This window comes from Pseudomonas sp. FBCC-B1565 (assembly GCF_059133265.1).
In genome coordinates this window covers 3,095,338-3,112,581 of the sequence record NZ_CP101438.1, presented here as the reverse complement: position 1 = coordinate 3,112,581, position 17,244 = coordinate 3,095,338, and the positions used below count along the sequence as shown (strand labels likewise).

At 58.6% G+C, this 17,244-nt stretch carries 18 protein-coding genes; 11 read left to right on the top strand and 7 right to left on the bottom strand.

Translation table 11 applies throughout. From position 1 onward, the window contains the following. Nucleotides 1-64 precede the first annotated feature (64 nt). Nucleotides 65-592, top strand: coding sequence for a hypothetical protein (locus NL123_RS14745; RefSeq protein ID WP_494358110.1), 528 nt, complete (start codon nt 65-67; stop codon nt 590-592). Between the two features lie 66 nt (nt 593-658). On the opposite strand, the gene NL123_RS14740 is transcribed toward NL123_RS14745, so the two are convergent. Then, on the bottom strand, nt 659-1,090 hold the full coding sequence (locus NL123_RS14740; protein WP_494358109.1) for a hypothetical protein: 432 nt from the start codon (nt 1,088-1,090) through the stop codon (nt 659-661). A 354-nt stretch (nt 1,091-1,444) separates the two neighbouring features. Between NL123_RS14740 and NL123_RS14735 the strand changes: the two genes are divergently transcribed. Then, complete coding sequence (locus NL123_RS14735; protein ID WP_058426078.1) at nt 1,445-1,972, top strand: hypothetical protein; 528 nt, start codon at nt 1,445-1,447, stop codon at nt 1,970-1,972. A gap of 67 nt (nt 1,973-2,039) precedes the next feature. Here the strand turns inward: NL123_RS14735 and NL123_RS14730 are convergent, their stop codons facing one another. Beyond that, the gene (locus tag NL123_RS14730) at nt 2,040-2,423 is read right to left on the bottom strand and encodes a hypothetical protein (protein ID WP_071495770.1); all 384 of its coding nucleotides are present in this window, start codon (nt 2,421-2,423) and stop codon (nt 2,040-2,042) included. 466 nt (nt 2,424-2,889) lie between these two features. On the opposite strand from NL123_RS14730, the gene NL123_RS14725 reads away from it, so the two are divergent. Beyond that, nucleotides 2,890-3,417: a hypothetical protein gene (locus NL123_RS14725; RefSeq protein WP_494358108.1), complete on the top strand. Its 528-nt coding sequence runs from the start codon at nt 2,890-2,892 to the stop codon at nt 3,415-3,417. Between the two features lie 66 nt (nt 3,418-3,483). Here the strand turns inward: NL123_RS14725 and NL123_RS14720 are convergent, their stop codons facing one another. Continuing rightward, on the bottom strand, nt 3,484-3,867 hold the full coding sequence (locus NL123_RS14720) for a hypothetical protein (protein WP_071495772.1): 384 nt from the start codon (nt 3,865-3,867) through the stop codon (nt 3,484-3,486). Nucleotides 3,868-4,148: 281 nt separating this feature from the next. Continuing rightward, entirely contained in the window at nt 4,149-5,171 is a 1,023-nt protein-coding gene (locus NL123_RS14715) for an AraC family transcriptional regulator (RefSeq protein ID WP_248481700.1), read from the bottom strand. Between the two features lie 167 nt (nt 5,172-5,338). Between NL123_RS14715 and efeU the strand changes: the two genes are divergently transcribed. From efeU to efeO (NL123_RS14695), 4 genes are read left to right on the top strand one after another with little or no spacing between them, the layout of a single operon-like run. Beyond that, a complete protein-coding gene (efeU, locus tag NL123_RS14710; protein WP_248481702.1) occupies nt 5,339-6,184 on the top strand; it encodes an iron uptake transporter permease EfeU in 846 nt (281 codons plus the stop codon). Between the two features lie 10 nt (nt 6,185-6,194). Next, on the top strand, nt 6,195-7,397 hold the full coding sequence (gene efeO, locus NL123_RS14705; protein ID WP_248481704.1) for an iron uptake system protein EfeO: 1,203 nt from the start codon (nt 6,195-6,197) through the stop codon (nt 7,395-7,397). 14 nt (nt 7,398-7,411) lie between these two features. Further along, nucleotides 7,412-8,716 carry an iron uptake transporter deferrochelatase/peroxidase subunit gene (gene efeB, locus NL123_RS14700; RefSeq protein ID WP_494358107.1) on the top strand — a complete coding sequence of 435 codons (1,305 nt, stop codon included), beginning with the start codon at nt 7,412-7,414 and terminating at the stop codon, nt 8,714-8,716. A 27-nt stretch (nt 8,717-8,743) separates the two neighbouring features. Then, entirely contained in the window at nt 8,744-9,562 is an 819-nt protein-coding gene (gene efeO / locus NL123_RS14695; RefSeq protein WP_248481708.1) for an iron uptake system protein EfeO, read from the top strand. Nucleotides 9,563-9,621: 59 nt separating this feature from the next. On the opposite strand, the gene pssA is transcribed toward efeO (NL123_RS14695), so the two are convergent. After that, entirely contained in the window at nt 9,622-10,965 is a 1,344-nt protein-coding gene (gene pssA, locus NL123_RS14690; protein WP_248481711.1) for a CDP-diacylglycerol--serine O-phosphatidyltransferase, read from the bottom strand. Between the two features lie 125 nt (nt 10,966-11,090). Here pssA and NL123_RS14685 point away from each other — a divergent pair, with 125 nt between their 5' ends. Continuing rightward, nucleotides 11,091-11,654, top strand: coding sequence for a TetR/AcrR family transcriptional regulator (locus NL123_RS14685; RefSeq protein WP_494358307.1), 564 nt, complete (start codon nt 11,091-11,093; stop codon nt 11,652-11,654). Between the two features lie 52 nt (nt 11,655-11,706). Further along, nucleotides 11,707-12,186, top strand: coding sequence for a nuclear transport factor 2 family protein (locus NL123_RS14680; RefSeq protein WP_494358106.1), 480 nt, complete (start codon nt 11,707-11,709; stop codon nt 12,184-12,186). Between the two features lie 71 nt (nt 12,187-12,257). Here the strand turns inward: NL123_RS14680 and NL123_RS14675 are convergent, their stop codons facing one another. Beyond that, the gene (locus tag NL123_RS14675; RefSeq protein WP_494358105.1) at nt 12,258-13,415 is read right to left on the bottom strand and encodes a PQQ-dependent sugar dehydrogenase; all 1,158 of its coding nucleotides are present in this window, start codon (nt 13,413-13,415) and stop codon (nt 12,258-12,260) included. Nucleotides 13,416-13,427: 12 nt separating this feature from the next. Further along, on the bottom strand, nt 13,428-13,742 hold the full coding sequence (locus NL123_RS14670) for a hypothetical protein (RefSeq protein ID WP_071495780.1): 315 nt from the start codon (nt 13,740-13,742) through the stop codon (nt 13,428-13,430). A 185-nt stretch (nt 13,743-13,927) separates the two neighbouring features. Between NL123_RS14670 and ku the strand changes: the two genes are divergently transcribed. Both ku and ligD read left to right on the top strand, forming a co-directional pair. Beyond that, a complete protein-coding gene (gene ku, locus NL123_RS14665) occupies nt 13,928-14,761 on the top strand; it encodes a non-homologous end joining protein Ku (protein ID WP_248481718.1) in 834 nt (277 codons plus the stop codon). A 3-nt stretch (nt 14,762-14,764) separates the two neighbouring features. Further along, nucleotides 14,765-17,230 (top strand): DNA ligase D, encoded by a 2,466-nt coding sequence (gene ligD / locus NL123_RS14660; protein WP_494358104.1) that lies wholly within the window; start codon nt 14,765-14,767, stop codon nt 17,228-17,230. The last annotated feature ends 14 nt before the right edge of the window (nt 17,231-17,244 follow it).

Genomic DNA, 17,244 nt, shown 5'->3' with positions numbered 1-17,244 from the left:
TTTAAAGTGGGTTCAAGGAAGGTCGATACAAAGATGTAGCTTTCGGCTGATGGAGAATTTCACTATGGCCGTTTTGTTGACTGCGGAGCAAATGAGGCACACGAAGGCGTCTAATCCGTTTCAGATAAAGCACCCGGAACAGGTGGTGAATAAATTCACGATAACAGACGCGTCGAAAGCGTCGGACACGTTGAAACTGGGTAATCAACAGTCGATTGATGATCTGAAAGCGTTTTTGAAAGATTACGATATGAGGTCTATTACCACCAATGAACTAAAAGAAGTCGGTGGACGACTTTATGACAGCGGCGTCATAGATGCCGATGCGTTTCACATGTTCATCTCCGGTCTTGGCGCATTCGATGCCAACGGCAAGCAATCTGAAACAGACGTGAAGTACAACGCGATCGCACTATTCAATGAAAAGCTGGAAGATTATCTATCGTTTGTTGAAAGCAGGCCCGACGTGAAGCGTTCACAAGGCATCCCCGAGTACATTCGCGGGATGTTTACTGCAAATCATGCGATCAACGCGCTAGCCTTTTTCGCCAATTCCTCCCGAAACGAGCTGTCTATCGATGAGCGTGCTTGAATTCAGCCTTGTTTCAAACTCCAGCAGGGCGCCAACGTGATCGTCAGCGCCCTTCTCCCTCAGGAATTACCGACCGAACCTGACTGTTCCCCAGTAGGACTTGGAGACCGGTTCCGGGTTATTTAGCATCACCCTGTAAGTGCCCAATGGGCCAAGCCATGATGCATACGCAGACAAGGGATTACTCACCACGGTTTTCCATGAACCACCCACCTGATGCTGGATGTAAATTTGTGGCGCTCGCCCTCCATCTGCTGCAGACACCATGGCATCAATGTTCGCGTTGGAACATCCATTGGCGCTGCTGATGGTGAATGGGCCGAACGCCGGCGCCTCGGACCTTGGCTCAACAATCCCGCTGTAGCTATCTGTAAGAGTCAAACACAAAGCAGACGCCTGAGCAGATATCAACATCAGCACTAAACAAGGTAATGCAAAAAGACTTTTCATGATCTTCACCTCAAGTGTTAATCCTATTAAGTTTTTGCGAACACTCATCAGCTATCTTTTTGTTTTTTCATATATCGCCCTCGATTTGGCCGTACACACCGGGCGTCACGGTGACATGCTGCACATGGATCGAACCGGTCAGTAGGCTGCGTGCTATTAACTATGCCTGAATGATCGCAAGAGGAAAGCCGGCCACTTCCCAAAAATATGAAAGACCGCTCTGTCAGATCTCGAAGTAGTCCAATGCGCGAACATTCCTAATATTACGCTCTGCCGCTAGAAGCCCACGCCACCGCCCAAATCTCGCGATATCACCAACCTCAACCGAAACAATTTAAGCGCTTAAGAAACTCACTAACTTGTCGACAACCAGATGTAGGCCCAATTAACAGAGGACTGCTTATGGTCACTTTATCCACGACAAGCCAAGTACCGAACTCAATGGCCACCCCAGCCCACCCCATCAAAAACCCTGGGCAAGTTGTCAATCAATTCACCATCACCGAAGAAGCGGAGGCAACAGAAACTTTAAAACTTGTGCAGCAGGAGGACATCAGCGAGTTGAAGAACGCCCTGAAGGACTATGACATGACATCGATCAGCAGTGACGACCTCAAGAAAATCGGAAGCCAGCTTTATCGTAAAGGTCTCATTGATTCACGTGCTTTTTGGCTATTTATGGACGGCAGTCGAGCGGTTGATGCATACGGGTTTCCCGCAGACACCCACGTTAAATTCAATGCGATTGCGTTATTCAATGAAACGTTGGAGGGGTATGTAGACTTGTTCAAAAGCAATCCCTACGTGGCGCGTCAGGAAGGGGCCTCGGACTTTATGAAAGGGCTGGTAACGGCTAATCATGCCCTCGCTGCTTTGTCCTATTTTGCGACCTCTTCAAATAATAAGTTATCGGTGGACGAGCGCGTCTAATTTCAGAATTAACGCTACAGGATACAGTGTGCCGAATAGCTGCCTGGCACACTGCACCTGCTCAGTTTCAACGACCGTATCTGACAGTGCCTGAATAGACTTTCGGCTCTGAACCTTCGTTACGCACCCTCACTCTATAGGTGCCAAACGGCCCCACCCAAAACGCGTTACTACCGATACTGTAGGTCAACCGCTGCCATGATCCGCCACCCACATCGCCTTCAATAAAGATCTCGGGCGTTTTGCCAGTTCCTGTGGGCGTTACCATCGCCTCAATGTTGGCATTCAAGCAGCCGTTCGAAGGGGTGATTTCAAATGGCCCTTTTGCTGTGACGGTCATTTCCGGCGGGATAATACCGCCATAGCTGTCAGTAATATAGGTACACAACGCCGACGCCTGCGCCGACATCAGCATTAATCCCGCAAAAACCAACGCTAAACTACTTTTCATGATTTTCACCTCAAGGCATTAAAATTTTGGGCACTCATCTACCTGTTCTGTTTTTATTTACTCATAGGCTGCCCTCGATTCAGCAGCGCACACCCGCCGTCGCGGGTAAGCGCAGCACATTAATCGAATCGTCCAATAGGCGTATTCAGGTACCGTGAGGATAACTATGCACGAAGAATAAACAGCGGCAAGGCGAGCACTTCCTAAAATAGCGAAGGACCTTTCTGTAGTCCCTTGAGACAAACCAGGCGGTTCAGGACTTATTTAAAACAACGCCAGACAGTTCTGTCAGATATAAAAGTAGTCCCGCATGCGAACATTCCTAATACCATGCCCCGCCTGCACAATCCCACACAACCGCTCAACACTGGCGATAACCCCAACCCAATACGAAACATTTTCAGCACTTAAGAAACTCACCAACTTGTCGACAACCCGATGTAATCCGAACTATTTGAGGCTTTTTATGGTTACCTTATCAGCGACAGGTCAAGTGCAGAACTCTATGGCAACCCCTGCTTACACCATCAAAAATCCTGAACAAGTCGTGAACGCATTCACTAAGACTGAAGAATCAGAAGCGGCGGAGACACTGAAGTTTTGGCAGCAGGAGCAAATCAGTGAATTGAAGAGTTTTCTGAAGGGCTACGACATGACTTCAATCAGCAGTGACGACCTGAAAAAAGTGGGTGGTGAACTCTACGACAAAGGCATTATTGATTCCCGCGCTTATTGGCTGTTCGTCGTAGGAAACGGAGCGTTTGATGCAAACGGACTTCCTACAGAGACCCATGTCAAATTCAATGCCGTCGCGTTATTTAACGAGCAGCTGGAGGGATATATAGACTTTTTCAAAAGCAATCCATATGTAGCACATCAGGAGGGTGCTTCAGATTTTATGAGAGGACTGGTGGCAGCGAATCACGCGCTCGCCGCATTGGCCTATTTCGCAAATTCTTCAAATGATGATTTATCAATTGACGAGCGTGCATGATTTTTGAATTTTTCCCACAGGATGCAGTGTGCCGGATAACTTCCGGCACACTGCATAGGTTCGGTTTCAGCGACCGTACCTGACACTTCCCGAGTAGACTTTTGGTACCGAATCGTCGTTATACACCACCACCCTGTACTTACCGAACGGACCAACCCAAGAAGCGTTGCTGCCGATGCTGAACGTCAACCGTCGCCATGATCCGCCTCCCACCTCGCCTTCGATATAGATCTCCGGGGTGTTCCCTGCACCGGTGGCTGTTACGATGGCATCAATACTGGCGTTCAAACAGCCATTAACGGAGGTGATCTCAAAAGGCCCTTTGGCAGGTATCGCCGTTTTCGGCGGAATAGTGCCGCCGTAGCTCTCCGTAATATAGGTACACAACGCCGACGCCTGCGCCGACATCAACATCAATCCCGCAAAAACCAACGCAAAACTACTTTTCATGATTTCCACCTCAAGCCATTAAGATTGTTGGTGTTCATGTAATCGTTCTGTTTTTATTTGCGCATAGGCTGCCCTCGATTCAGCAGCGCACACCCGCCGTCGCGAGTAAGCGCAGCACATTAATCGAATCGTCCAATAGGCGTATTCAGGTACCGTGAGGATAACTATGCACGAAGAAGAAATGGCGGCAAGCCGAGCACTTCCTAAAATAGCGAAGGACCGTTCTGTCATCCGAAAGAAGAAGCGGGTAAGTTATTTCCTAATCCCGCACATCCACACCGTTACCGCTTGTTTGTTTCATTCAGAATCAAACTTCGATAATGCCCCGGGTTCGACCCTACCCATTTACGAAACGCCTTATAAAACGAACTTGCATCGGCAAAGCCCAGTCGCTCGGCAATTTCGGCAAAGCTGATCTGCGGCTCCGCCAACCACACAATCGCCAACTCCTTGCGCACACTGTCCTTGAGCCCCTGATAGGTCTGCCCTTCTTCCGCCAGCCGCCGGCGCAGGGTCGAGGCGGAAATGCACAGGCTGGCGGCGAGGCCGTCAGTTTCCGGCCAGGTGTCAGGAGGCATCTGGCGCAGGTCGTGCTTGATGCGGGTGGCGAGGCTGGCGGGGTCGCGGTATTTGACCAGGATGTTGGCCGGCGCGTGGGCCAGGAAGCGCTTGAGCTCCTCCGGGCTGCGCTTGATCGGCAGGTCCAGGCAGTCGGCGGAGAAGATCATGCGGGTGCGGGGCCGGTTGAAACGCAGGTTGTCGGAGAACATCACCTGGTAGTCATCACAGAAATCCGGTTTTGAGCAGCGCAGCTCAATCGCCAGGATTGGGATCCGCCGCCCGGCCAGCCAACAGGCCACACCGTGCACGATCATCCAATAGGTAAAGTATGTGAAGGCCCGATTGGGTTCGGACTCGAGCTCCAGCAATACGATCTCCGCCAGGCTTTGTTGACGCACCAACTCGGCGGGCAGGCGCTCCAGCATCAGCGACAGAAACCCCAAGCCGGTTTCCAGCCCGGTGCCCAGGGTGGGTTGCGCCATCGCGGCGCGGCAGAGAAACGCCAGGCTGCCGGACTTGAGCTTGCGCGGGTCCATGCCGAAGAACTCATCATCCATGCGTCGCGCCAGCAGGCGCCACAGGCGTGCGTAGGTAGTGGCCGAGACCCGCGCGTTGGGCTCGGCCAGCAGTGCCGGGTCAATCCCGGCTTTATGCAGCACTTCGGCACTGGCCGCGCCGGGCGCGCAGCTTTGCAGCAAGGCTTCGCGCACGAGGTGGAGGGAGATTGTGTCTTTTTCCGACATGGCGAAACGGGCATCCGGCGGCGCAAATAATGGCACGCATCATAAGGTGGGATGCGTTTTGCCACCACCGTTCAGGTAGGGTTCAGCTATTGTCAAGATTGCCTGTTTAGTAATGAGTATCATTATGTTACAACTTAGCCTCCTATCTAGTTGTGACGCGGTGCCGAATGCTCGTTCCTTTTCTCATCATGCTGCGCGAAGGCATTGAAGCCGCATTGATCGTCGGCATTATCGCCAGTTACCTGCAACAGACCGGCCGTGGCCAGTGGATGCCTGCGGTGTGGATCGGCGTGTTTCTCGCCGCCGCACTGGCCCTGCTGGTAGGTGGTGGGCTGGAGCTGGTCAGCGCCGAGTTCCCGCAAAAGCAGCAGGAGCTGTTCGAAGGCATCGTTGGCCTGGTCGCCGTGGGCATCCTCAGTTCCATGGTGTTCTGGATGCGTAAAGTGGCGCGTTCCATCAAGCACTCCCTGCACGAATCCCTCGATCACGCGTTGGCCGGGTCCAAACACCAAGTCACTGCGCTGATCCTCATGGTGTTTTTCGCCGTGGCCCGTGAAGGCCTGGAAACCGTGTTTTTCCTGCTGGCGGTGTTCCAGCAGAGCGAAGGCCCCGGCGCACCGATTGGCGCCCTGCTCGGCCTGATCCTGGCGATCATCGTCGGTTTCCTGATCTACACCGGCAGCATGCGCCTGAACCTCGGTGCGTTTTTCCGCTGGACCGGCTTGTTCATCCTGGTGGTGGCCGCCGGCATCCTCGCCAATTCGGTACAGGCCCTGCACGAAGCGGGCGTGTGGAATCACCTGCAAACCGTGCTCTTCGACTTCAGCGCCGCCCTGCCCATGGACAGCCCGCTGGGTTCGGTTCTCGCCGGCATGTTCGGCTATCAGGAAGCGCCCACCGTCAGCACCCTCGGCGCCTACCTGATTTACCTGGTGGTGGCCCTGGTGATGTTCTTCCTGCCCGCCGCGCCACCCAAGCAGGCCATCACACCCTCTTCCGCTTCCAGTCAGTAAGGACCGTCTCTTGTCCAACCCAACCCCTCAACCGCCTTCGCCACCTCGCGCCCTGCGCTGGGCTGTGGCGGGCTCGGTGGTCGTGATGATCGCCGCCGGTGGCCTGTTCTATTACGCCTCACAGCTGGCCGCCAGCAAGCGCCAGGCCAACCACAATGAAATCGCCGTGACCATTCATGGTCACGCCTGCGAACCGAATGAATTGACGGTCCCCGCCGGCCGCGCCAGCTTCCGCATCATCAACCGCTCCGATCGTGCGGTGGAATGGGAGATCCTGGACGGCGTGCTGGTGGTCGAAGAACGGGAAAACATCGCCCCCGGGCTTAGCCAGGTGATCAACGCCAACCTGTTGCCCGGTGACTACGCGATCACCTGTGGCCTGCTGAGCAACCCGCGTGGCACCTTGCACGTAACACCGACTGCCGAGTCCGACGCCCAGGCCAAGGCCAAACCGTCGATGGTGGCGTTCATTGGCCCATTGTCGGAATTCCGCGTGTACTTGAGCGGCCAAGGCAGCGCACTGGTCAAGGCGGTCAGCGCGTTGCAACAGGCCATCGACCATGGCGACCTGGCCCAGGCCCAAGCGCTCTATGTACCGGCCCGGGAGGCTTACCAACGCCTGGCCCCGGCATCGCAACGCCTCGCGCAACTGGACAACGCGATCAACGCCCGTGCCGACTATTTTGAAAAACGCGAACAGGACCCGGCCTTCAGCGGCTTCCACCGCCTGGAATACAGTCTGTTCCAGCAACGCAGCCTTGACGGCCTGGCGCCGGTTGCCCAGCGCCTGCTGACCGACGTCAGCGCCCTCAAACAACAATTGCTGGCCCAGTCCCTGCCGCCGGAGCAGTTGGTCAGCATCGTGGTGCGCAACCTCAACAGCCTGGCCGATGTACGCGCCATCAGCGGTGAAGAAGAACGCTACAGCCACGTCGACCTGAATGGTTTCGCCGCCAACCTGGAGGCCGCCCACAAGGTGGTCGAGTTGATGCGCCCGCTGCTGACCAAATCCGCCGCCGACCTGTTGCCTGGAATCGACAGCGCCCTCGCCGCCTTTGATGCCGAACTGCAAGGCTTCAAGGTCGACAAGGGCTACGCCACCTACGACACCGTAACCGCCGATCAGCGTAAGCAGATCGCCGGCAAGGCCAAGGCTCTGGCCGTTGCACTCGATGGAATCGACCCCGCCCTTGGCCTTTCCGGCCTGCAGTGAAGACGACCGCACACATGAGTGATTCAGAACACACCAACCTTCAGCGTCGCCGTGTCCTGCTGGGCATGGCCGCCACCGGTGCCGCGATTGCCGGCAGCGCCCTGACCTGCCCGGCCATGGCCGCTGCGGCCGAGCAAGTCACCACCGCGCCGCGCAGTGACAAGACCCAGGACCACCACGATTTCTTCGGCAAACACCAGAGCGGTATCGTCACCCCACGCCCGGCCTGCGGCATGATTGTTGCGTTCGACGTACTAGCCAGCGACCGTGACGACCTGGAGCGCCTGTTCCGTACGCTGAACGAACGCATCGCCTTTCTCATGACCGGCGGCACCGTGCCGCAGGTGGACCCGAAACTGCCGCCCACCGACTCCGGCATCCTCGGCCCGGTGGTCACCCCGGACAACCTCACCATCACCGTGTCCGTCGGCGAATCGCTGTTCGATGAGCGCTTTGGCCTCACGGCAGTCAAACCCAAGCGCCTGAGCCGCATGGTCGGGTTCCCCAACGATGCGCTGGAGCCGGCGCAATGCCACGGCGACCTGAGCCTGCAATTCAGCTCCAACACCCCGGACACCAATATCCACGCCTTGCGCGACATCGTGAAAAACCTGCCCGACCTGCTGCTGGTGCGCTGGAAGCAGGAAGGCAGCGTACCGCCCCAGGCGCCTGCCAAGCCCGGCGAGCCGGCCCAGAGCGCGCGTAACTTCCTCGGCTTCCGTGACGGTTCGGCCAACCCGAACTCCAACGACGCCAAGGCCATGAATCAGATTGTGTGGGTGCAGCCCGGCAGCGACGAACCGGCCTGGGCCGCCAACGGCAGCTATCAGGCCGTGCGCATCATCCGCAACTTCGTCGAACGCTGGGACCGCACTCCGTTGCAGGAGCAGGAAAGCATCATCGGCCGGGTCAAGCCCACCGGTGCGCCCATGGATGGCCACAACGAAACCCAAGTGCCCGACTACAGCAAGGACCCGGAAGGCAAACTGACCAAGCTCGATGCCCACATCCGCCTGGCCAACCCGCGCACCCCGCAGACCCAGGCCAACCTGATCCTGCGTCGGCCGTTCAACTACTCCAACGGCGTCAACAAGAACGGTCAGCTGGACATGGGGCTGTTGTTCATCTGCTACCAGGCTGACCTGGAGAAAGGCTTTATCAGCGTGCAAACCCGGCTCAACGGCGAGCCGCTGGAGGAATACCTCAAGCCGGTCGGCGGCGGGTATTTCTTCACCTTGCCAGGCGTCACCGGGGCCCAGGATTTCATCGGGCGCACGCTGCTTGCTGCAACGCACCCTCAAACCACTGCCAATACCTAAAAACACACTCAGAGCGGATACCGTCCCATGAAGAAGTCGACTATTGCGTTGTCGTTGTTGCTGACCCTTTCGCCGCTGGCAGCCTTCGCCGCCACCGCGCCGCTGGACCTGGTAGGGCCGGTGTCGGACTACAAGATCTACGTCACCGAGGAAATCGGTGAGCTGGTCACCCAGACCCAGGCGTTCACCGACGCCATCAACAAGGGCGACCTGGCCACCGCCAAGAAGCTCTATGCGCCGACCCGCGTGCACTATGAGTCCATCGAGCCTATCGCCGAGCTGTTCAGCGACCTCGATGCGTCCATCGACTCCCGTGTCGACGACCACGAAAAAGGCGTGACCGCCGAAGACTTCACCGGCTTCCACCGTATCGAATACGCGCTGTTCTCGCAGAACACCACCAAGGGCCTGGAAGCGCTGACCGCCAAGCTCAACACCGACGTCAACGACCTCAAGACCCGCGTCGACGGTCTGACCTTCCCGCCCGAGAAAGTCGTAGGCGGTGCCGCAGCGCTGCTGGAAGAAGTCGCCGCCACCAAGATCTCCGGCGAAGAAGACCGCTACAGCCACACCGACCTGTATGACTTCCAGGGCAACATCGACGGCGCGAAGAAAATCGTCGACCTGTTCCGTGGGCAGATCGAGAAGCAAGACAAGGCCTTCCTGGCCAAGGTCGACAAGAATTTCGCCAGCGTGGACAAGATCCTCGCCAAGTACAAGACCAAGGATGGCGGTTTCGAAACCTATGACAAGGTCAAGGAAAACGACCGCAAGGCCCTGGTGGGTCCGGTCAATACCCTGGCGGAAGACCTGTCCACCTTGCGGGGTAAGCTGGGCCTGAACTAAGAAGCACAAAAAAGACCCAGCCCTGTTGAAGGGGCTGGGTCTTTTTTTGCCTGCGGGTTTTACAGGATCCGATACAACAACCGCTCGATTCGTACCCGGCTGACCCGGCGCAGGAACTTGCCGACCGCCTCGGGATAATCAGGCAGCGTCTGCAAGTCCTGGTACCGTTCGATACGCGTGGTGTGCTGGAAAATCTGTGCCAGCTCGGTACGCCTTGGCTCCAGCCACTCGCTCTTGGGATCATCGATCAGCAAGGCGTTTTCCAGGTCGAGGCGGAACGCGCGCGGGTTGAGGTTGTTGCCGGTGAGCAAGGTGTAGCGCTGGTCGACCCACATGCCCTTGAGGTGGTAGGTGTTGTCGTCGTGGTGCCACAGGTGCAGGTTCAACTGGCCGTGGTCGATGTCGCGCTGATGGCGCTTGGCGAAACGGCGCAGGCTGATCTCGTACAGGTACGGCAGCGCGGCGATCACCTTGAACGGTTCGCTGGGCGGGATGTAGAAGTCGTTGGCGGTCTTGTCGCCGACAATGATGTCGATCTTTACCCCACGCGCCAGGGCGCGGTTGATTTCGCGGGTCACTGGCAGCGGCAGGTTGAAGTACGGAGTGCAGATGGTCAGTTGATGCTGGGCGCTGGCGATCAGCTCCAGGATCACCCGGCTCAACGGATTGTTCTTGCCCACGCCCAGCAGCGGGCTGACCGACAGATGGCCGTTGGGCAATTGCCCGGTGGTGGTGTCGTATGTCGCGTGCTTGAGACGGCTGCGCAGGTCGCCAATGTCGTTGCGCAGGCTGCGGGTGCTGGGCGGGTTGGGCAGGTCGAGGCGATGCACCGCCTTAGAGGCCACCAGGCCGTGCTCCACCAGATGCTGCATGGAGTCGGCGAGCGGTTGGCTGTGGATCAGGTGGTAGCGGTCGTAGCGGTATTTGTCGAACTTGTGCAGGTACACGTTGTTCAGGCTCGCGCCGCTGTACAGCACCGTATCGTCGATCACAAAGCCCTTGAGGTGCAGCACGCCGAACAACTCGCGGGTTTGCACCGGCACGCCATACACCGGCACTTCACTGCTGTGGCCCTGGGTCATGGCCTGGTACCAGGCACTGTTGCCCGGCTGCTTGCCGGCGCCGATCAAGCCACGCTGGGCGCGCAGCCAGTCGACCACCACCACGATGTCCAACTCCGGTCGCGCTGCCTTGGCGGCGTGCAGGGCGTCGTAGATCTCCTGCCCCGCCTCGTCCTGCTGCAAGTACAGCGCGACGATGTAGATGCGCCGGGTGGCCTGGGGGATTTTCTCCAGCAGGCAGCGGCGATAGGCAGCGGCGCCGCACAGCACGTCAATCGCATCAGGAGTGAGGGGAAAACCGCGCAGTTTGGGCAACAGGGAGCGTTTGAAGAACGACGGCATAAGGCTCGCAATGGGTCGAATCCGAAGAGGCCCCGAGCTTACACCATGGGGGGCCTCAGGTCTTGCCGTGGCGCATGGAAAAATTTTAATTGACCAAGAAGAACGATCGTTCTACTGTTCGCAACATGAACGACATGACCCATAATGAAACCCGCGACATCATCCTCGACGTCACCGAAAAGTTGATCTATCGCCACGGCATCGCCGCCACCGGCATGGACTTCCTGGTGAAAACCGCCGGCGTCTCGCGAAAAAGCATCTACCGCTACTTTGCCAATAAAGACGACTTGGTGATTGCCGCCCTGCAGCGGCGCGACGAGCGCTGGATGCTGTGGCTGCGCACAGAGGTGGAACGCAGCGAAGGCACCGGCGAGCGCCTGCTGGCGGTGTTCGATGCACTGAAAACCTGGTTTGGCTCCGCCGATTTCCGTGGCTGTGCCTTCATCAACACCAGCGGCGAAACCGGCGACCCGCAGGACCCGGTGCGCCAGTTGGCCAAGGCCCACAAACAGAAACTGTTCGAGTACCTGCTCGAACTGTGTCAAGCACATGGCACCCCCGACCCTGAACGGCAGGCCGCGCACCTGCTGATCCTGGTCGATGGCGCCATTACCGTTGCCCTGGTGATGGGCGATTCAACAGCTGCCGATAATGCGCAATGCATGGCGCAAACCTTGTTGGGACTTTGATCGCACAACGGCGCAACTTTCAACCCACCCTGATTGTTTGAGGAACTGCCCCATGTCATCGACTGCAGAAACACGTCCGCCCCTGCCGCCGTTTACCCGCGCATCGGCCATCGAAAAAGTGCGTTTGGCCGAAGACGGCTGGAACTCTCGCGACCCACATCGAGTGTCCCTGGCCTACACCCTCGACACGCAGTGGCGTAACCGCGCCGAGTTCGCCCATAGCCGCGAAGAGGCCAAGGGTTTCCTGACCCGTAAATGGGCCAAGGAGCTGGATTATCGGCTGATCAAGGAGCTGTGGGCGTTTACCGACAATCGCATTGCCGTGCGGTATGCCTATGAGTGGCACGACGATTCGGGCAACTGGTTCCGTTCCTATGGAAACGAGAACTGGGAATTCGACGAGAACGGCCTGATGGCCAATCGTTTTGCCTGCATCAACGACATGCCGATCAAGGAAAGCGAGCGCAAATTCCACTGGCCGCTGGGACGGCGCCCGGATGATCATCCGGGGCTGTCTGACCTGGGCCTGTAAACCTTGCCGGCGATGGCGTTGCTCAAATCGCCATCGCCGGCAAGCCGGGCGCCTACAGGTTGTCGTCGGCTTCAGTCCTGATTGAGGCCGACTCGGTATAGCACGCCATTATCCTCATCCGTCAGCACATACAAAAAGCCATCCGGCCCCTGCCGTACATCGCGAATCCGCGCTTTCAAACCGCCCAGCAAACGCTCCTCGTGAATCACCTTGTCACCGTCGAACTGCAAGCGGATCAGCTCCTGGCTGGCCAGCGCGCCGATGAACACGTTGTGCTGCCAAGATTTGAAGCGGTCTGCATCGTAGAATGCCATGCCGCTGATACCCGGTGATTTTTCCCACACATGATGGGGCGGCACGGTGCCTTCTGCGGTCTTGCCTTTGGCTTCGGGAATCGGTGTCAGGGAGTAATTGATGCCGTGGGTCGCCAACGGCCAGCCGTAATTCTTGCCGCGCTCGATGATATTGATCTCATCACCCCCGCGTGGCCCATGTTCGTTCTCCCAGATCGTGCCACTCCAGGGGTTCAACGCCAGGCCCTGGGGGTTGCGCTGGCCGTAGGACCAGATCTCCGGGCGCACTCCGGGCTGGCCGACGAAGGGGTTGTCATCCGGCACGCGGCCGTCGGGGTAGATGCGCACCACCTTGCCCTGCAATTTGTCCAGGTCCTGGGCAGTCGGGCGGTCGTTGTTTTCGCCCAGAGTCACGAACAGATAACCGTCGCGGTCGAACGCCAGGCGTGAACCAAAGTGGTTGCCGGTGGACAGCTTCGGCTCCTGGCGCAAGATCACTTTAAAGTCAGTCAAGCCACTCAGGTCAGCCGCCAGACGTCCACGCCCTACCGCAGTACCGGCGGTTCCGCCTTTGCCACCACCTTCGGCGTAGGAAAGGTAGACCGTGCGGTCCTGCTTGAAGTCCGGCGACAGCACCACGTCGAGTAAACCGCCCTGCCCTTTGGCCCACACTTCAGGCACGCCGGTCAGGGGCGCGGAAAGTTTGCCGTCGGGGCTGACAAAGCGCAGGTGACCAGGCCGCTCGGTGACCAGGAAACCTTGTTTATCCGGCAGAAAGGCCACGGCCCAGGGGTGGTCCAGGCCTTTGGCGATCGGCGTGACGGAGAGACTGCCTTGTTCGCTGGGGAACTGCTGGGCATCAGCTGCAAAAGTGGCCGTCAACGGCAACAGCGAGGTTGCGCACAGCGCGGCTAGCAGGGTTTTGCGTAGAAACATAAGACGGAATCCTTACCGGCGATTGCCGTTGGCATCATAAGTGGGGGCTTTGGTTTCGGTGGCCGGGCGGCTGGGGGCGGCGTCGCGCTTGGGATAGCTGTTGCCAATGCCGCCGTTTTCCAGGGTCGGCGTGCGGGTGGTCGGCCCGGTCTGAATCCCGCGAATGGCCGGCGCGTTGGGCTGGGTGCCCTGCATGCTGTTGGGGTTGGCCCGGTGGATCGGGCCGTTGTTGGCGTTGTTGCTGCCGGGCAGGTTTTGCGCCTGGACCACGGGAACCAGGGCCAGGCCCAACAGCAGCGCTGCAACGTGACGCATACAAGTGTTCATTGACAAAGCCTCTCGGGAGTGAGGAGTACGTGCTTTCGATAACACGCTACGCCCAGGGTTCGCCTTTCGACACTAAATACTTTCTCATCAGGTGTAACACGATCTGTCCGCGCATCCGCCTGGGGAAACTTTCCACACCGGCGCCGAGTCATCCGCACACAGCCTCTACTCAAGGAATCGCAGCTATGCCACGAGCCATCTGGAAAGGCGCCATCAGCTTTGGCCTGGTGCATATCCCGGTGTCGCTGGTCTCGGCCACGTCATCGCAGGGCGTTGACTTCGACTGGCTGGACAAGCGCAGCATGGACCGGGTCGGCTACAAGCGCATCAACAAGACCACCGGCAAGGAAGTCACTAAAGACAATATCGTCAAGGGAGTCGCCTTCAAGAAAGGCCGCTACGTGGTGCTCAGCGAAGAGGAAATCCGTTCGGCCCACCCCAAGTCGACCCAGACCATTGAGATCATCGCGTTTGTCGCCAGTGACCAGATCCCGCTGCAGAATATCGACACGCCCTACTTCCTGGCACCGGACAAGCGCGGTGGCAAGGTCTACGCGCTGCTGCGGGAAACGCTGAGCAAGACCAAAAAAGTCGCGCTGGCCAACGTGGTCCTGCACACCAAGCAGCACCTGGCGGCACTCATGCCATTGGAGTCGGCGCTGGTATTGGTGATGCTGCGCTGGCCGGCCGAAGTGCGCAGCCTGGACGAACTGGAACTGGGCAGCGACGTGACTAAACCGACCCTGGCCAAGGGTGAGCTGGACATGGCCAAGCGCCTGGTCGACGACATGAGCGCCGACTGGCAACCCGATGATTACCGCGACAGCTTCCAGGAAAAAATCATGGCGCTGGTGGCCAAGAAGGCCAAGGCCGGCAAGATCGAAGATGTGGAAACCCGCCAAGACAGTGAAGAGCGCAAGTCCGCCGACGTGATCGACCTGACCGAACTGCTCAAGCGCAGCCTGGCCGGCAAACCCGCCAAGAAGCCCGCCGCGAAGAAATCCACCAAGGCCTCATAAGTCATGCCCAAGCCCCTCAGCGACTACAACCGCAAGCGCGATTTCGGCATTACGGGTGAACCGGCAGGCAGTGCGCCCGCAGGTAAACGCAAGGCGTCGGCGCTGTCCTTCGTGATCCAGAAACATGCCGCGCGCAACCTGCACTATGACTTTCGCCTGGAGCTGGATGGTGTGCTGCTCAGTTGGGCAGTGCCCAAAGGCCCGAGCCTGGACCCTGCACAGAAGCGCCTGGCTGTGCATGTCGAAGCTCACCCCCTCGACTACGGCAGCTTCGAAGGCAATATCCCGGCAGGCCAGTACGGCGCGGGTGAGGTCATTGTGTGGGACCGTGGCGTGTGGCAACCCCATGACGATCCGCGCAAAGCCTACGCCGCCGGCAAGCTCAAGTTCACCCTGGTCGGCGAAAAACTTTCGGGCGATTGGGCACTGGTACGCACACGCCTGAAGGGCAGCGGCGATAAGGAGCAATGGCTGCTGATCAAGGAACAGGACGCGCAGGCACGCCCCGCCGAAGACTACGATATTGTCCAGGCCCAGCCGGACAGCGTGCTCAGCGCCGCCTCGGTGGGTAAACCCAAGCCTAGCGCAAAACCCCGAAAAACCAAGGCGACCCTTCCCGAGCATTTCACCCCGCAATTGGCCACCCTGGTGGATCGCGCGCCCGAGGGCGATTGGCAGTACGAAATCAAGTTCGACGGTTACCGCATGCTCGCGCGCATCCGCGACGGCGAGGTGCGGCTGTTCACGCGCAACGGCCACGACTGGACCGACCGCCTGCCGCGCCAGACCAAGGCCTTGCAAGCTTTGAAGCTCAACGACAGCTGGCTCGACGGCGAAGTAGTCAGCCTGAACGGCGACGGCCTGCCGGACTTCCAGGCGCTGCAAAACGCCTTCGATATCGGGCGCAGCCTGGACATTGTCTACTACCTGTTCGATGCGCCATTCCTGGATGGCCAGGATCAGCGCGAGGCCCCCGTCGAGGATCGGCGTGCGGCGCTAAAGACTGCGTTGGCTGGCAGCAGAAGCAAGCTATTACGATTCTCCGAAGCCTTTACCGCCCATCACCGGGACATTTTTGAAAGCGCCTGTGACCTGGCCCTTGAGGGCGTGATCGGCAAGCGCCTGGGCAGCCCTTATGTGTCCAGTCGCAACGCCGATTGGATCAAGCTCAAATGCCGCCTGCGCCAGGAATTCGTGATCGTCGGCTACACCCGGCCGCAGGGTTCGCGCAGTGGTTTCGGTGCGCTGTTGCTGGCGGTCAATGACGCGTCGGGATTGGTGTATGCCGGACGCGTGGGCACCGGGTTTGATCAAGCATCACTGAAGGCGATCCATGCGCAACTCACGCCATTGGAGCGCACGTCATCGCCGCTGGGGAAACCGCTGACCAGTGCCCAGGCCCGTGGCGTGCACTGGGTGGAGCCGACCTTAGTCGGTGAAGTGCAGTTTGCCGAATGGACCCGTGAAGGCGTGGTGCGCCAGGCGGCGTTCGTCGCAATGCGCAGCGACAAGCCGGCCGCGCAGATCATTCATGAGCAACCGCGCACGAGCAAATCCATGAAGCCTGCCAAAAAAAACACCGGCAGCGTAAAAATCACCCACCCAGACCGCGTGATCGACCAGCAGAGCGGCACGCAGAAAGAGCAACTGGCGCAGTTCTACAACGGCATCAGCGAGTGGCTCCTGCCGTTCCTGCGCCACCGTCCCGTGTCACTGCTGAGGGCGCCTGAAGGCATCGAGGGAGAGCAGTTCTTCCAGAAACATTCGGAGCGCCTGGCCATTCCCAACATCAAGCAGCTGGATCAGGCGCTCGACCCTGGCCACGCGCGCCTGATGGAAGTCGACAGTGCCAAAGCGTTGCTCGGGGCGGTGCAGATGGGCACCGTGGAGTTTCATACCTGGGGCGCCACCGCCGACAAGATCGAAACCCCGGACCTGTTTGTACTCGACCTCGACCCTGATCCGGCGCTGCCCTGGAAAACCATGCTGGAAGCGGCGCAGCTCACCCTCTCGGTCTTGGACGAGCTGGGCTTGCAAGCCTTCGTCAAAACCAGTGGTGGCAAAGGCCTGCACCTGGTCGTGCCGCTGGCGCGCCGAGACAACTGGGACACCGTCAAGGCGTTCGCCAAAGCGATTGCCCAATTCATGACCGAGCAACTGCCTGAACGCTTCACCGCGACGTCAGGACCGAAAAACCGGGTCGGCAAGATCTTCATCGACTACCTGCGTAATGCGCGGGGCGCCAGCACCGTGGCCGCCTACTCTGTGCGGGCACGCCCGGGTTTGCCGGTGTCGGTGCCGGTCAGTCGTGAGGAATTGAAGGGGTTGCGCAGTGCACAGCAATGGACGGTCGCCAACCTGCAGCAGCGCCTGGATGGCTTGAAGGGCGATCCCTGGGACGGCTATGCCAATCGACAGAAAATCAGCAAGAAGATGTGGGACAAACTGGGCGCTCATCCACTGGAGTGAATGGCGCCCGAAAC

Bases quoted from the DNA above. Each gene is read 5' to 3' on its own strand.
- ligD (WP_494358104.1), top strand. From the start codon at position 14,765: ATGCCCAAGCCCCTCAGCGACTACAACCGCAAGCGCGATTTCGGCATT.
- NL123_RS14685 (WP_494358307.1), top strand. From the start codon at position 11,091: ATGAACGACATGACCCATAATGAAACCCGCGACATCATCCTCGACGTC.
- NL123_RS14730 (WP_071495770.1), bottom strand. From the start codon at position 2,423: ATGAAAAGTAGTTTAGCGTTGGTTTTTGCGGGATTAATGCTGATGTCG.
- NL123_RS14740 (WP_494358109.1), bottom strand. From the start codon at position 1,090: ATGAGTGTTCGCAAAAACTTAATAGGATTAACACTTGAGGTGAAGATC.
- efeU (WP_248481702.1), top strand. From the start codon at position 5,339: ATGCTCGTTCCTTTTCTCATCATGCTGCGCGAAGGCATTGAAGCCGCA.
- NL123_RS14745 (WP_494358110.1), top strand. From the start codon at position 65: ATGGCCGTTTTGTTGACTGCGGAGCAAATGAGGCACACGAAGGCGTCT.
- NL123_RS14670 (WP_071495780.1), bottom strand. From the start codon at position 13,742: ATGAACACTTGTATGCGTCACGTTGCAGCGCTGCTGTTGGGCCTGGCC.
- ku (WP_248481718.1), top strand. From the start codon at position 13,928: ATGCCACGAGCCATCTGGAAAGGCGCCATCAGCTTTGGCCTGGTGCAT.
- NL123_RS14680 (WP_494358106.1), top strand. From the start codon at position 11,707: ATGTCATCGACTGCAGAAACACGTCCGCCCCTGCCGCCGTTTACCCGC.
- NL123_RS14720 (WP_071495772.1), bottom strand. From the start codon at position 3,867: ATGAAAAGTAGTTTTGCGTTGGTTTTTGCGGGATTGATGTTGATGTCG.
- efeB (WP_494358107.1), top strand. From the start codon at position 7,412: ATGAGTGATTCAGAACACACCAACCTTCAGCGTCGCCGTGTCCTGCTG.
- NL123_RS14735 (WP_058426078.1), top strand. From the start codon at position 1,445: ATGGTCACTTTATCCACGACAAGCCAAGTACCGAACTCAATGGCCACC.
- NL123_RS14715 (WP_248481700.1), bottom strand. From the start codon at position 5,171: ATGTCGGAAAAAGACACAATCTCCCTCCACCTCGTGCGCGAAGCCTTG.
- NL123_RS14725 (WP_494358108.1), top strand. From the start codon at position 2,890: ATGGTTACCTTATCAGCGACAGGTCAAGTGCAGAACTCTATGGCAACC.
- pssA (WP_248481711.1), bottom strand. From the start codon at position 10,965: ATGCCGTCGTTCTTCAAACGCTCCCTGTTGCCCAAACTGCGCGGTTTT.
- efeO (WP_248481708.1), top strand. From the start codon at position 8,744: ATGAAGAAGTCGACTATTGCGTTGTCGTTGTTGCTGACCCTTTCGCCG.
- NL123_RS14675 (WP_494358105.1), bottom strand. From the start codon at position 13,415: ATGTTTCTACGCAAAACCCTGCTAGCCGCGCTGTGCGCAACCTCGCTG.